This window comes from Pseudomonas sp. HLS-6 (assembly GCF_002753995.1).
GTDB lineage: Bacteria > Pseudomonadota > Gammaproteobacteria > Pseudomonadales > Pseudomonadaceae > Aquipseudomonas > Aquipseudomonas defluvii.
In genome coordinates, this window is sequence record NZ_CP024478.1 from 162,446 (window position 1) to 176,293 (window position 13,848).

Annotated in this window: 12 protein-coding genes; 4 read left to right on the forward strand and 8 right to left on the reverse strand. The window is 58.1% G+C overall.

What is annotated here, in order from left to right; all coding sequences use genetic code 11:
• Window positions 1-26 precede the first annotated feature (26 nt).
• The 5 genes from CS390_RS00775 to CS390_RS00795 all read right to left on the reverse strand — a co-directional run bounded on the left by CS390_RS00775 (window position 27) and on the right by CS390_RS00795 (window position 7,146).
• A complete protein-coding gene (locus tag CS390_RS00775) occupies window positions 27-3,479 on the reverse strand; it encodes an amino acid adenylation domain-containing protein (RefSeq protein WP_099773253.1) in 3,453 nt (1,150 codons plus the stop codon).
• Window positions 3,476-4,423, reverse strand: coding sequence for a diiron oxygenase (locus tag CS390_RS00780; protein ID WP_065761596.1), 948 nt, complete (start codon window positions 4,421-4,423; stop codon window positions 3,476-3,478). Before CS390_RS00780 ends, CS390_RS00775 begins: the two co-directional genes overlap by 4 nt.
• A complete protein-coding gene (locus tag CS390_RS00785) occupies window positions 4,420-5,196 on the reverse strand; it encodes a DUF3050 domain-containing protein (protein ID WP_099773254.1) in 777 nt (258 codons plus the stop codon). The genes CS390_RS00780 and CS390_RS00785 overlap by 4 nt, the downstream gene beginning before the upstream one ends.
• Before the next feature lie 599 nt (window positions 5,197-5,795).
• Window positions 5,796-6,374 carry a thioesterase domain-containing protein gene (locus CS390_RS00790; RefSeq protein ID WP_099773255.1) on the reverse strand — a complete coding sequence of 193 codons (579 nt, stop codon included), beginning with the start codon at window positions 6,372-6,374 and terminating at the stop codon, window positions 5,796-5,798.
• Window positions 6,375-6,453: 79 nt separating this feature from the next.
• Window positions 6,454-7,146 (reverse strand): GntR family transcriptional regulator, encoded by a 693-nt coding sequence (locus CS390_RS00795; protein ID WP_065761599.1) that lies wholly within the window; start codon window positions 7,144-7,146, stop codon window positions 6,454-6,456.
• Between the two features lie 338 nt (window positions 7,147-7,484).
• On the opposite strand from CS390_RS00795, the gene lapG reads away from it, so the two are divergent.
• A complete protein-coding gene (lapG, locus tag CS390_RS00800; protein ID WP_065761604.1) occupies window positions 7,485-8,147 on the forward strand; it encodes a cysteine protease LapG in 663 nt (220 codons plus the stop codon).
• Window positions 8,148-8,156: 9 nt separating this feature from the next.
• Complete coding sequence (gene lapD, locus CS390_RS00805; RefSeq protein ID WP_099773256.1) at window positions 8,157-10,103, forward strand: cyclic di-GMP receptor LapD; 1,947 nt, start codon at window positions 8,157-8,159, stop codon at window positions 10,101-10,103.
• A 21-nt stretch (window positions 10,104-10,124) separates the two neighbouring features.
• Here lapD and CS390_RS00810 read toward each other — a convergent pair whose 3' ends face one another.
• The 3 genes from CS390_RS00810 to CS390_RS00820 form a co-directional block, all read right to left on the reverse strand.
• Entirely contained in the window at window positions 10,125-10,763 is a 639-nt protein-coding gene (locus CS390_RS00810) for an NADH:ubiquinone oxidoreductase subunit N (protein WP_099773257.1), read from the reverse strand.
• A 63-nt stretch (window positions 10,764-10,826) separates the two neighbouring features.
• Window positions 10,827-11,066, reverse strand: a complete 240-nt coding sequence (locus tag CS390_RS00815; protein WP_065761602.1) for a DUF2789 domain-containing protein — start codon at window positions 11,064-11,066, stop codon at window positions 10,827-10,829.
• Between the two features lie 62 nt (window positions 11,067-11,128).
• On the reverse strand, window positions 11,129-11,587 hold the full coding sequence (locus CS390_RS00820) for an aminoacyl-tRNA deacylase (protein WP_065761603.1): 459 nt from the start codon (window positions 11,585-11,587) through the stop codon (window positions 11,129-11,131).
• 138 nt (window positions 11,588-11,725) lie between these two features.
• Between CS390_RS00820 and CS390_RS00825 the strand changes: the two genes are divergently transcribed.
• The gene (locus tag CS390_RS00825; protein WP_099773258.1) at window positions 11,726-13,093 is read left to right on the forward strand and encodes a nodulation protein NfeD; all 1,368 of its coding nucleotides are present in this window, start codon (window positions 11,726-11,728) and stop codon (window positions 13,091-13,093) included.
• Window positions 13,094-13,095: 2 nt separating this feature from the next.
• Window positions 13,096-13,845, forward strand: a complete 750-nt coding sequence (locus tag CS390_RS00830) for a slipin family protein (RefSeq protein ID WP_065761859.1) — start codon at window positions 13,096-13,098, stop codon at window positions 13,843-13,845.
• The last annotated feature ends 3 nt before the right edge of the window (window positions 13,846-13,848 follow it).

The window sequence follows — 13,848 nt, forward strand, 5'->3', positions numbered from 1 at the left end:
GTGTACTCCTGTTTGGCTTGGGTGATTCAGATGAACTGGATGTCCTGGAGATAGCGGCAGCCGCGTTGCAGCAGCGCCGGGTTTTTTGCTGGGTAGCGCTCGCCCATGCGCCACACCCCTTCGCGGGCGTTGTCATGGTCGATGCGTGAGGTATCGCCGATGTCTTCCTCAAAACCGTTCAGGTAGAAGCCGAGCACCTCGAACAGCGCGTTGTCGCAGTCGACCCGCTGCAGTTGCTGCTGCCACTGCTCGACCTCGACCAGCTCAAAGGGCCGCCCAATGTCACGGAACGACGCGACATAGGCTTGCCAGCTCAGTGGCTCGGGATTGTGCAGGTTGAACACCGCCTGCTCGGGTCGGTAGCGGCTGGTGTGGAAGGCGATAAAGCGGGCGAGGAAGTCCACTGGCATCAGGTCGAAGTTGAGCTCCAGTGCTGGCACCTGGCCCAGTTGCAACGACCCCTTGAGCATCAGCATCAAGCGATTCTTGTGTGGCTGGCAGACACCGTTACGGCTGTCGAAGGTGATGTTGCCCGGCCGGTACAGATTGACCCAGACACCCTGCGCCCGTGCCCGTTCCAGGATCCGCTCGCCGACCCACTTGCTCAGGTTGTAGCCGTTGCGGATGTAGATCGGTGGCGTTTGTGCAGGTGGTTGCTCAAGCACCTTCCCGTCATCGTCGATGGCACTGCACGCTGAGAGCGTTGAGACAAAGTTGAAGATCTTTTTTCGTTGCCCTTCGCACAAGCGCAGGCAGGCAAACAAGGGTTCGACGTTGTCTGCGGCCAGCGCCTGATAATCAAGCACATGGTTGACGTGCGCGCCGTTGTGGATCAAAGCCCCGTAATGGCGGTCAAGGTAGTCGTAGTCCGCCTCATTAAGTCCAAGCTTCGGTTGGCGCAGGTCGGCTTCAAAAACCCTCACGCGGTTCAGGTCCAAGCCTTGTAGCTGGTTCTCGGTCACGGCCTGAGTAAAACGTTCCTCCGCTGAGTGGGTTGCGTTACGTCTCACAAGGCAGGCCACTTCGCTAGCGCCCCAGTCCAGGAGGGCCTCGACGATATGCACACCAAGGAAGCTGTTGGCACCGGTGACGACGACCTTGTGTACATCGCCAAGGCAGTCTATTGGTTGCACCTGAAGGTCTAGCGCACGTTCAGCATCGGACCGTGCTTGAGGGTCAAGCGTGCTGGTCTCGTTATCTTCGTCGCCTAGCAGCATTGCCATGCGTTGCAAGGTTGGCATTTCGATAAAACGGTTGATTGGGATACTGCGACCAAACGTTTCGCGAACTTCCAATAGCAGGCGCGACAACAGAATCGAATGGCCACCCAGGTTGAAGAAACTGTCGGTGCAGGAGATATGGTCTGCGGGCAACTCCAGTAGCGCGCTCCAGATCCTGAGTACACGCTGTTCACAATCGTTTCGCGGTGCCACATGGGTGTTTTGCGGCCCCAGTTGAACAGGGCGCACACGCAGGGCCTGACGGTCTATTTTGCCGTTGGCCGTATAGGGCATGTTTGGCAGTTCCTGATAGAACGCTGGACACATGTAATCAGGTAGTTGCTGCTCGGCGTATCTGCGCAACGCCACCTTGGCGTCTGCCTGCCGTGGCTGGGCGGCAAAAGCCAGCAAGCGGCGTTGCTGATCGACCACGACGGCAACCTGACGGTAGAGCTTGCTGGCACGCAGGCAATGCTCGACCTCTTCCGGTTCAACGCGGAAGCCGCGGATCTTTACCTGATTGTCCCGGCGACCGCAGATTTCGATACCGTGCTCCGTCCACTTGCCCACATCGCCCGTGCGATAGACGCGCAGTTGTCTGCCGTCGGGCAGGTCCAGCAGCAGAAAGCGTTCGGCGTTTAACTGCGGATTACCCAAGTAACCTAAGCCCACGCCCGGTCCTGCGATGTACAACTCACCTGGTGTTTGCTCGGCCACGGGTTGCAGGTGTTCGTCGAGGATGAAAATTTCACAGTTGGCGATGGGGCGACCCAAGTTGCGGTTGTTGTCCCGGCAGGCGAATACACGCGTAGTTGCCAGTACGGTGGTTTCGGTTGGCCCGTAGATGTTGTGGAAACAGCACTGTTCGGCCAGGTGCTCGATCACTTCTGGTTCGCAGACATCGCCACCGGTTATCAGGTGGCTCACGCCCCTCATCTGCTTCAGCGGCAGGATGCTCAGTAAAGCCGGTGGCAGAAAGGCATGAGTGACAGCTTCTCGCTGTATCAGCTCAAGCAGGCGTTGTGGGTCACGCCGCTGGTCTTCATCAGGGATGACCAATTCGGCGCCACAGGCCCACGTAGGCAGGATGTCCAGTAACGATGCATCGAAGTTGATGGTCGAAAATTGCAGCACTCGGCTGTGTGTCTCGAGTTGCACATGCTCGGCATACCAATGCTGGAAGTGGCTCAGATTACGTTGGCTGAGTAGAACCCCTTTTGGGTGGCCGGTGGTACCTGAGGTGTAAATGGCCACACTGGGTGCTTCGCTCTGTGCGCGTATGCGTATCAGGCTGGACAGGGGCGTTTGCGGTGCCGCGGGTAATTGGCTCAGATCCAGTGTGGGTAGGCCCGCCCGGTTGGGACTGAAGCTGGCATCGTGAATCAGCAGTGTTGCGCCGGCATTGTCGAGAATGTACTGAAGACGCTCGGCAGGGTGGTTGGGGTCCATCGGCAGGTACACCGCCGCGCAGCCCAATACGGCGAGCAAACTGGCATAGAGTGCCAGTGACTTGGGCAAGCAGATGGCGATCACCGGTGGTTGCGCCCAGTGCGCTGGCAGGTGAGGGATCAACTGCTGTTGAATGGCCAATGCCTGAGCGTGCAACTGGGCATAACTGAGACGATGACCATTGAGGTTCAGCGCCGGGTTATCGGCAAAGACCTTAAAACTGCGCTCCAGCCGTTCGATGACAGGCACATCCGCGCGCTTGAGTAACTGTTCATCCCGGGTGCTATTGAAGAGATGAACAAATGCCAGTTGTTCCAGCCACATCAGGCCGTGTTCATGGGCGAACTGAGCACCACTGATGGTGGGCGTTTCAAGCAAGTAGTCGGGGTTGCGCGAGAGGCGCCCGACCTGCAGCGCAACCAGTGACTGAAGGCGGGCAATGGCTTGCAGACGCAGTTGCTGACCATTGCCTGAAGGCTCCATCGGCAGCACTTCGTGTGCAATCAGCCGTTGGGCTTTGCGGCTGCCTGTCCAGCAGCGCAGCTCCAGGCCCGGTAGCAGGTCCTGTGTGTCAGTGCTGCTACCCAGCCGCAGGCTCAGGAAGGTGCAACCGGAAACACCTGTTTCTGCAGCATACGGAAGGGGCAAGCTGCCATCTTCGATGACCAATTGTGGAGCCACCTGTAACGGCTGCTCTGGTGTAGACAGATCTGTCGCCAGGTAAAGGACGTGACCATGTTGCTCCAGCTCAGCGTGCAGTGCAGCCAGTGCCGGGCTGGTGCCTACCAGTAAAATATCGAGGCGTTTCATGACGGTCTCCTTGTCTCGACGTGGTAATCGGCCAGCGCGTGTTGCACGCACGGCGAGTCGAGCATTGAGCTGCTGCGGAAAAAGCGCAGGATGTTGCCCAGTAGTGGGTGTTGCTGATTGATCGGATAAACCATGCTCAGCACCTCCTCGTTAAGCGCTGTGCGCACGCTTTCAGACACCTGAAGGTGTTTAATCACGTTGAAGTCGAAGGCCTTTTGGATCTCGTTGGTGAGGTACTGGCGAATGAACACCGGCAGTATCTGGGCGATACAGTTACGGTCCTCTTCCGGTGCGCTCTGCCAGTAGAGGCGTACCAGCCGCGCCCAGAACGTCGAATGACGGCCTTCGTCGAGCAGGTGATCCGCCATCAGGCCCTTGATTGATGGCTTGACCGTGTCGTCGCGGGCAAAGGCCGCCACATCATTGGTCAGCGTGTTCTCGGCGATGGCCACGCAAATCAGTTCAAGCGCATCTCGCAGGTGTTCTGGCACCAGGGTCAGGGCCGCCGGAATAGCGCGGCTCAGTTCAATTTCGTTGGGTAGATCGATCGGCTCAATGCCGGTCAGCGCCACGGTCTGTTGCATGAAATCCATTGCCACCAGAGCGTGGTAGTCCTCATCAACGACCACCGTCATGGCGTCGTAGCGGCAGGCAAAAGGAAAGCGGATCGCGAAGCGGTTCTTGGCAATGGCGCGCGCTGTGCGGTCGACGATCTCGGTTTCGAAGATCACTACATCGTTGATGAACTTGTAGAGACTTTGCACCAGCACGAAGTCGCGCCATTGCGAGCACTCGCGCATGAACGTGGCACCCAGCACCAGTGGCTGACGGCTCAACGGATAAATCAGTCGGTCGTCGTTCTCCAGTATTCGCCGTGGGCGGGTGCGTATCGTTGCTCGGTCTTCCCAGACCGTAGCGAACGACTGGTAGTCGATAGCATTCATACGCTGGCCTCGGCAGTTTCAGCGTGCATCGCGTCACGCAGGCGGTCCCAGAGGGCAATGCGACTCTCCACTGCAGCAATGGCAGCTTCATACATCTCGCTCTCATGTCGGGGGTCGTTGTTTACTAACCGCGCGAGCAACTGCTTGGCTGCTGGCCCGTGGTCTTCCGAGTCCACTTCGATATGCCGTTGCAGGTAGTAACGGAAGGTCGGGGCCTGTTCTGCAGTAATTCCCCAATCATCCAGAATTCGCTGGAACATACCTGGAATCACGCTTTCGCGGCCATGCAGGAACGCTGCTGCGACTGCATGGGCGGGGGCATTCATGGCGGTTTCGAGGGTGTTGCAGACGAACTGCTTGGCGGCATCGCTGGCAGCGACACGGCCCAAGGCACTGGCATAACCCATGCCCTCGCGCTGCAGGCGCACGAACTGCTCGATAGCGAGCGTGCTGGCGCCGACTTCGCGCATGGCGTCCAGATACAGCTCAAAGTGGCTGTAATGACCGTGCACCAGCCGGTTATCGGACTCCTCGCCTAAAACGATTTCATTGATCAGGCGAGCCGCCTTGGGGTCAGCGGGTGGTAACCAGGGTAGTTGTACACAGGTCAGTTCTTGTTGTAGCCGCTTGGTGAGTGACATGAAGTCCCAGACGGCAAAGACATGGGTTTCCATGAACCGTTGTAACACGGGTAATGAGTCTATTTCGGCGAAGATGGGGTGCGCGGCAAGCACGGCCTTCTTTTCACTGAGTAAACATTTGAGTGGGGTCATGATGGTTCCTTAATTGGACAATGTTGTGAGTGGGGCATGAATTGTTTTCTTCAGGCCGAGCGAGGCCGTCGAACGAAAAGTCCGATAATGGCGATCGCTGTATATAAGCCCGTCGTGGCTTTATTCAGGCCCTTGTGGGCCCACAGTGCCAACGCTTATGCAGTTGGCAGGGAAAAAACTAAAGCAACTTCAAAGTTGTCTGCAAGTGTTTTTTAAATTAATTAATGGCGCGCTTATTATTTGCAAATAAGGTCTTCTATAAAACTTTTAAGTTAAGTTTTATTTGGATGAGTGCGATCCTTTCGATGCAGTTGGATCGAAATAAAGTTATTGAGCGATTGTTTCGCTCGACGCACTGATGTGGTGGGGAAGTTACATATGAACTATGAGGGGCGGCTGATCGGTATCGGTCCTTGCCCGTGGTCGAACTCCTTCTGTTGATCCATAACGCACAGACGACCAGGTCCACCCTTGGCGATCAGCGGCCGTCTGCTGCTAAGAGTGTGCTCAAAATGGCGGCACTGCCATGTCTGGCTGCCGGCCTGGAGGAAAAGGAGGTGTAAGAGGGGATGTCGTTGATGGGTGACAGCGAAGCAGGATTAGAGGCTGAGCAGCCCCAAGTGGGTATTGATGATTTGCATCAGACGCTGCTGCAGCTTCGGATCGTCGAGTTGCGTGCTGGGCAACTCGATAAGTTCCAGCTCACGGCAAATGTAGTCTCGCCAGCCCAGTATGCGTTTCAGACTGCCTGGCGGATAAAGCGCAGTGACGGGTACTTGAAGGCTATGCGCGGTCTGGCATGGCGAGGTTGCTGGGCTATCGCACATTGAAACGAACAGATGACGGGTCAAGCGCGGACTGACGTGTTGCATTCGCTTGGCGATCTCGAAGGCCAGGTGCGCGCCGTCATTATGACCAAACAGCGCATGAGGTCGGCGTAGATAGGCCTGCAAACGCTCAAACAATTGCTCGCAAAGGTCCTCAGTGCCAGAGCCGCCTGCGGTCGCACCGTAGCCTGATACATCTATTGGCGCCAGCTCAATGTGATCGTTCAGGTCGTTCTGCCAGCGCTGATAGTGCACCAGGCTACTCGCGCTGTTGGCGAAGCAGATCAGCACAATTGAGCCGGGCTGTGCGCACGGTAGGGGCGTAAGCTGTTGTGGCGTATGGGCGTGCACTGCATTTCCTTGCGCTCAAGACTTCCCTGAAGCAGTACTGCAGCCCCGCGCCAGTCTCTGTAAGGCGCACGCTGCGGGATCAATCGTTTCGTTGCTTGCTCAGGTAGTTTTTCATTGTTACGGCGGCTTTGTTCAAGTGCTTCTGCAGAATACTGACGGCCTCTTCAACGGCTTTGTCATTGGCCGCTTCCACTAACCCGCGGTGATCGTCCTGGGTCAGTTTGCCCAGCCCCATGGACGAAAGATGGAAACGCAGGAAGCGTTCTTCTTCATTGAGTTCGTTTTCAATCAGGCGCAGCAGTTTCTGGTTGGGTGCCTTGTGGTAGAGAGACATGTGAAACAGGCGGTTCAGACGACCGATCTCTGCATATCGGGTTTCGGTCTCCAACAGTTCGATGTAGTGACGTGCCTGCGCGATATCGTCGGCATCAAGCAGTGGGATCGACTGGCGTAACGCCTCAGCTTCCAGAATGACCCGTAGCGCATAGGTGTCCACCGCATCCTCACCGATCAACGGTGCAACCACGGCCCCCTTATGGGCTACCACCTGCAACAATGACTGTGCTTCCAATTGGCGTAATGCCTCGCGAACGGGCATGCGGCTGACGCCGAACAACGTTGCCAGTTCCTGTTGGCGCAAGGCCACTCCGGGTGCGAGTCGCCCTTCGATGATGGCGCTGCGCAGCCGTTCTTCGATCACACTGCGAGCGAGATGCGGCGGAACCTGCTCGCCACCGAGTATTTCACTCAAGAGTTTGGACTTTTCGGCCACGCGGACTCTACCCTGATGTCGGTGTGCTTTTTTGGATCTTGGATCCAATCTACACTAGTGATTGAAAATTTACTTGTCAAACCGGCTGTGAACCACAGCGACAACACTTTATGCGGCCCTGCAACAAGTGCGCTGTTGCCGATTCAACGACTATCGTGAATGAAGTTTTTGCCCAAGGGAAGCGGACAGAATGCCGGTATTTTCTGGGTAGTTGCACAGTAATAGCAGTGTGATCTCAGTCGGCCATTGTTTTTTCATCGAGCAAGTCGCACCATCCGGTTCCCTCAGGTCTGCACGGGTTATTCGCATTGGCGAAACGTTGGGCTTTTCATCTGATCATGCGCCGGTTTGGTCTGGCCTTGCTGCTTGGCTGCATGTTGCTGGGCGGCTTGCGTGCGGACTGGGATTTCTCCCAGATCAGTCGACGAGCTCAGGCCTTGTACGGCCCACTGGGGGCAGGCCAAGGGCGTATCGATGCCTGGCAACAGTTGTTGGCTACGCAGAAGCAACTGAGTGAGGTCGAGCGCCTCAATGTGGTCAATCAGTTCTTCAACCGTCAGCTGCGCTATGAGGAAGATATCGACCTTTGGCGTGAAGTGGATTATTGGGCTACCCCAATCCAGTCGCTGATCAAGGGTGCCGGTGATTGCGAGGACTATGCGATTGCCAAGTATTTCAGCTTGCGCCGGCTTGGGGTTCCCAGCGAAAAGCTGCGTATTACCTACGTCAAGGCGCTGCGCCAGAACCGCGCGCATATGGTTTTGACCTATTATTCGAACCCAGACGCCATGCCGCTGGTACTGGATAGCCTGATCGATGCGATCAAGCCCGCCAGCCAGCGTGCCGACCTGTTGCCGGTCTATGCATTCAACGGCGAGGGGCTCTGGCTGGCGGGGGCCAAGGGTAACAAGAAGGTGGGCGATACCAAGCGTTTGTCCCGTTGGCAGGATCTATTGAAGAAGATGCAGGCCGAAGGTTTCCCGGCCGAGCCGGTTTACTAAGGAGCGTAGATGTCACTGTTCAAACAATTGTTGCTTGCCATCTGCCTGTTCCTGGTGGTCGCCTTCACCGGCAGTTTCATGGTTAGTCTGGAAAGCTCGCGCAGTCAGTACGTCAACCAACTGCGCTCGCATGCCCAGGATGCGGCGACGGCGTTGGCATTGTCGCTGACACCGAACATTGATGACCCGGCAATGGTCGAGTTGATGGTCAGCTCGATATTCGACAGTGGTTACTATTCCAGCATCCGGGTAGTAGACCTGACCTCTGACGCCCTGTTGGTTGAGCGCCATGCCGAGCCGGAAGCTGGCAGCGTGCCACGCTGGTTCATCCGTCTCATAGGCCTGGAGGCTGCGGGCGGCGATGCGATCGTCAGCCGGGGTTGGCAGCAGGCGGCGCGTGTCGAGGTGGTCAGTCACCCGATGTTTGCCCTGGCCAAGCTCTGGCAGAGTGCATTGGGTAGCCTGGGTTGGCTGCTGCTCTGTGGTGCGCTGAGTGCATTGTTGGGCGCGATGTTGTTACGTCGCCAACTCAAGCCGTTGGACTATATGGTTGCCCAGTCCCAAGCCATTGCACGGCGAGAGTTCCTGAGCTTGCCCGAACTGCCGCGTACACCTGAACTGCGTCGCGTTGTCCAGGCAATGAACCAGATGGTCGATAAGCTCAAGGCGCTGTTTCTGGAGCAGACCGAGCGCAGCGAGAAACTGCGGATTGAGTCATACCAGGACAGTCTCACCGGGCTGGCCAACCGCCGCTATTTCGAGATGCAACTCAACGCCAAGGTCAGTAACCTGGAAGAGGCGCGAGCGGGCTACCTGCTGTTGCTGAGGGTCAAGGATCTGGCGGGGCTCAACCAGCGTTTGGGTGGGCAACGGACTGATCAGTTGCTGCAAGCGGTCGGGCAGCAGCTGAAACGTGCCTGTGCCAATTACCCGGAAACCAACAACCTGATTACCCGCAGCCGCGGCGGCGAGTTCGCCGTGCTGGCGCCGGGCATGGTGCATGAAGAGGCCGTGCAGTTGGCGCAGGCGCTTGAGGTCACGTTGCAGAGCCTTAGTGCGACCGGTGCGACCGACGTGAGCACGGTGGCCTGTATCGGCCTTGCGCCTTACAGCCCGGGTGATGACCCGCAGGCACTGTTGAAATTGGCTGATGAGGCCCTGGCTCGCGCCGAGGCCCAGGTTGAGCCGAGTTGGGTGTGCCTTGAACAGGGTACTGCGCCGCAAACAGGTGATACCCATCATGGTTGGCATACCTTGCTGGATGATGCTTTGAGTCAGGGGCGTTTCCAGTTGTTCTTCCAACCGGTTGTGGCGTCGGAAGACCTTGAGCGTGTACTGCACTACAAAGTGTTGTCGCGCTTGCTCGACGCTCAGGGTCAAACCATCGCTGCCGGTCGCTTTTTGCCCTGGCTGGAGCGCTTTGGCTGGTCGGCGAGGCTCGACCTGTTGATGTTGGAGCTCGTGCTCAAGCAAATGGGCGACCACGGCTACGCCTTGGCGCTGAACCTGTCGGCGGCAACCCTGGCTGATCCAAAGGCCTTGCAACGGGTCTATGAATTGTTGGGGCAGTATCCGGCACTGGGCCAACGTCTGACGCTAGAAATCGGGGAAGAGCAGCTTCCCGAGCAGTCCGTGCTGGAGCAATTGACCCGACGCCTTCGCAGTCTGGGTTTCAGCCTGAGCCTGCAGCGCTTTGGCGGGCGCTTCAGCATGATCGGCAACCTTGCGAATCTGGGGTTGGCCTACCTGAAAATCGACGGCAGCTATATTCGCGCCATTGATCAGGAACAGCACAAGCGCCTGTTCATCGAGGCGATCCAGCGCGCAGCACACAGTATCGACTTGCCGTTGATTGCCGAGCGCGTTGAAACCGAAGGTGAGCTCAATGTGCTGCGTGAAATGGCCATTCAGGGTATTCAGGGGCAATTGGTCGGCGAACCGGCACCCTGGAAGTAGTACCGCGGCGGGGCGAGTACGCTAACGGTACTCGCCTTCCAGCTCATCGAGTTGGTGATCAAAGCTGCGCAGGCGCGCTGACCAGGTGTACACCAGCACTTCCAGGTCGCGGTTGAGTACTGCCGCACCCCGTCCCGCACTTTGCTGTGAATCGCACAGGTCCAGTTGATAGCGCTCGCGGGCCATCGCGGTGGCCACACTGGAGAGCTCCCGAGCATTGTTCAGCCAGTGCCAACGGGAGTCCTGGATTTCCTGGTCAAGCTCGCGGCACTGGCGTTTCAAGGCTTCCAGGCTTTGCTCCAGTGGCGTGCCCTCCAGTTCGCCCATGACCTCCTGAAAGGTCCGTCCGGGTTGCCAATAGCTGCCCCAGAAATAGCGGTCAAAGACGGTCTCGACGCGGCGCAGCGCCACCTTGGTGTTCCAGATGGCAACCAGTGTGCGGCCCTGAGCCAATTGGCGCTTGCGCGTTTTCAACTGCTGCCAGGAGGTCCAGGCCAATGACGTCAGTGCCATTGCCGCGATCACGGCAGCGGCGCCGAACAGGAACAGTTCGGCCTCTGCCAGTTCGTAAGCGTCGCGTATGCCATAGAAATAACCGGCGGTGAGCAATACCAAGGCGGTTACCGCGCACCAGAAGCCGGGTGCATAGGGATCTTTCATTGGCGCTGTCCCCGTGTTGTTGTTTTGAGCATAGCAACGCCACTCGCCGATATCCGTTGCCGCTCAGCGCATTTTTCGCAGTGCCAGACTGAGCTGGTCGATCACTTCGGCCCAGTCGGCGTCCTCAAGGATTTCATCGCGCAAAAAATCGCGTTGCGACGCTGTCCAGAACAGCGCATCTGCGAGCGCTATATCGGATTTCAGGGGGGAGTGGCTGGTAATGAACTGGTCAATGCTCAGCGCATCGTCAGCCAAGCCCAATTGTTTGAACAGTGAGGGAAGGCTATGGGTAGTTGATTCCATGGTTCGCTCCTTGGGCCAGGCAGACTAATGACAGTGCCCGCCTGGCGGTGGGTTGGAGATCATCAGCAGACCTCGCGCACTTCGGCCTTTGGCACCAGTTTCAGGTACTGATCCATGCTCATGTGAACCAGATAATCGTGGTTGCCTGCTTCCAGGTAGATATCGCCCTGACGGGTCAACGTCGGGTCGAGCAGCATTTTGATTTCGTAGGCATCGCCCAACGCTGGAATGGCGCCGCGCTCACAGTCGCCGAACAGGTGTGGCAGGCCACTTTCTCGGGTCAGTTGCCAAGGGCCGGTGGCGCGCACCTTGCTCATGTCCAGATGACGGTTGGCCGGTAGTACAGCCATCAGGTAGTGCCCGTGACGGTCGTCGAGCATGACTGATTTGGCGACCCGCTCGGCGGGGACACCTGCAGTGCGTGCAGACTCAAGGCTGGTCGCTGAGTGTGGGTGAGGAACGATGTCGTAATCGCAGCCGGCCGTGTCCAGGCGCTGCTGCACGGTTCTTGCCATACGCATGATGCACCTCCAGGCCCAGTCCAGGCGTTATGCCATTACAGGCCTCGGTTAGTTTGTCCCCCTGTGGAAAGTTTAGGCGGTGCTGTTGTGGGTTGCCGGACTAAACTTAATTCACACATATAAGCCAGGTGTGACCGGGTGAACGCTCGCCGCTGGTGGCGCATGCTTCTGCTGCTGATGCTCGTCGTTATGTCGAGGGGGCAGAGTGCGCCTGGTAGCCCGGTGCTGCTCTTGCGTGTAGACGATGCCATTGGTCCGGCTTCTGCCGACTATCTGGTGAGGGGGCTGGCCCAGGCTCAGGCATTGAGTGCTCAACTGGTTGTGATTGAGCTGGACACCCCGGGTGGCCTGGACAGCTCGATGCGTACCATTATCAAGGCGATCCTCGCCAGCCCGGTACCGGTGGCCACCTTTGTTTCGCCCAGTGGGGCTCGGGCGGCTAGCGCGGGTACCTACATTCTCTATGCCAGCCATGTCGCGGCGATGGCCCCGGGAACCAATCTTGGTGCGGCCACACCGGTGCAGATTGGCGGCGCACCGGGCGCGCCGCCCGCTGCCCCCAGTAGCGACAAGAAGGCGCCCTTAGATCCTGGCGACACCCTGCTCCACAAACAGATCAATGATGCCGCCGCTTACATTCGCAGCCTGGCGCAATTGCGCGGGCGGAATGTCGAGTGGGCGGAAAAGGCCGTCCGTGATGCGGTCAGTCTGCCCGCCAGCGAAGCGTTGCGGCTAAAGGTGATCGATCGTGTGGCCACTGATGTGCCAGACCTGTTGCGCCAACTCGATGGCAAGAGCCTTGAGGCTGCAGGCCAGGCCGTCGTGTTGCAGACCACCCAGGCGCCGCTGATTGAGCGCCAACCCGAGTGGCGTACCCGACTGCTGGCGGTCATCACCAGCCCCAGTGTGGCGCTGGTGCTGATCACCGTCGGTGTCTACGGGCTGATGTTCGAGTTCATGAACCCGGGTTCCGGTGTAGGCGGCGTGGTGGGTGGCATCTGCCTGTTGTTGGGTTTGTACGCGTTGCAGTTGTTGCCGGTGAACTATGCCGGCGTTGGCCTGATCATGCTGGGGCTGGCATTCATGATTGCAGAAGCGTTCTTGCCCAGCTTTGGGGTCATCGGCTTTGGGGGTATTGCCGCGTTTGTGGCGGGCGCTGTCATTCTGATGGACACCGATGTGCCCGGCTTTGGCATTCCCTTGCCTCTGATACTGGGGTTGGCCCTGTTCGCAGCGTTGTTGTTGAGCGGGTTGATCGGTATGGCGCTCAGGGCCAGAAGGCGTGCACTGGTCAGTGGAGATGCCGGCCTTGTGGGTAGCGTGGTGAGGGTCACCGACGTGCAGGCCACAGACCCTTGTATGGGCTGTGTACAGGCCCAGGGCGAGCAGTGGCAGGCACAGTGCCAGACGCCTTTGCACGCCGGGCAGCGGGTTCGGGTGGTGGCACGCAACGGCGTGCTGCTGGAGGTTAGTGCTGCCGCCGAACAACCGGCGCAAGGAGAGTGAGCATGTTCCTGCAACTGGGTTTTGCTGCGCTGTTTGGGTTGATCATGCTGCTGTTGTTTTCAGCCTTTCGCATTCTGCGCGAGTACGAACGCGGCGTCGTGTTTCAGTTGGGCCGGTTCTGGCAGGTCAAAGGGCCGGGGCTGATTCTGCTGATTCCGGGCGTGCAACAGATGGTCAGGGTCGATTTGCGAACCGTGGTTCACGACGTACCGCCCCAGGATGTGATCACCCGCGACAACGTCTCGGTCAAGGTCAATGCGGTGCTCTACTTCCGTGTGCTGGATGCTCAAAAGGCAATCATTCAGGTCGAGGACTACTTCGCCGCTACCAGCCAACTGGCCCAGACCACCTTGCGTGCGGTACTGGGCAAGCATGAACTGGACGAACTGCTGGCTGAACGCGAGCGACTCAACCTGGACATCCGTCAGGTGCTTGATGCCCAGACCGATGCCTGGGGCATCAAGGTGGCAAACGTCGAGATCAAGCATGTCGACCTGAATGAGTCGATGATTCGCGCCATAGCCCGTCAAGCCGAAGCCGAGCGTGAGCGACGGGCCAAGGTGATTCATGCTGAAGGCGAGTTGCAGGCGTCAGAGAAACTCATGCAGGCTGCCGAAATGCTGGGGCGCCAGTCCGGCGCCATGCAACTGCGCTATATGCAGACCCTTGGCAGCATTGCCGGGGACAAGTCATCGACCATCGTCTTCCCGCTGCCGTTGGAGCTGTTCAAGGGAATGATGGATAAAACCTGAGGG

Bases quoted from the DNA above. Each gene is read 5' to 3' on its own strand.
- CS390_RS00775 (WP_099773253.1), bottom strand. From the start codon at position 3,479: ATGAAACGCCTCGATATTTTACTGGTAGGCACCAGCCCGGCACTGGCT.
- CS390_RS00780 (WP_065761596.1), bottom strand. From the start codon at position 4,423: ATGAATGCTATCGACTACCAGTCGTTCGCTACGGTCTGGGAAGACCGA.
- CS390_RS00785 (WP_099773254.1), bottom strand. From the start codon at position 5,196: ATGACCCCACTCAAATGTTTACTCAGTGAAAAGAAGGCCGTGCTTGCC.
- lapG (WP_065761604.1), top strand. From the start codon at position 7,485: ATGCGCCGGTTTGGTCTGGCCTTGCTGCTTGGCTGCATGTTGCTGGGC.
- lapD (WP_099773256.1), top strand. From the start codon at position 8,157: ATGTCACTGTTCAAACAATTGTTGCTTGCCATCTGCCTGTTCCTGGTG.
- CS390_RS00810 (WP_099773257.1), bottom strand. From the start codon at position 10,763: ATGAAAGATCCCTATGCACCCGGCTTCTGGTGCGCGGTAACCGCCTTG.
- CS390_RS00815 (WP_065761602.1), bottom strand. From the start codon at position 11,066: ATGGAATCAACTACCCATAGCCTTCCCTCACTGTTCAAACAATTGGGC.
- CS390_RS00820 (WP_065761603.1), bottom strand. From the start codon at position 11,587: ATGCGTATGGCAAGAACCGTGCAGCAGCGCCTGGACACGGCCGGCTGC.
- CS390_RS00830 (WP_065761859.1), top strand. From the start codon at position 13,096: ATGTTCCTGCAACTGGGTTTTGCTGCGCTGTTTGGGTTGATCATGCTG.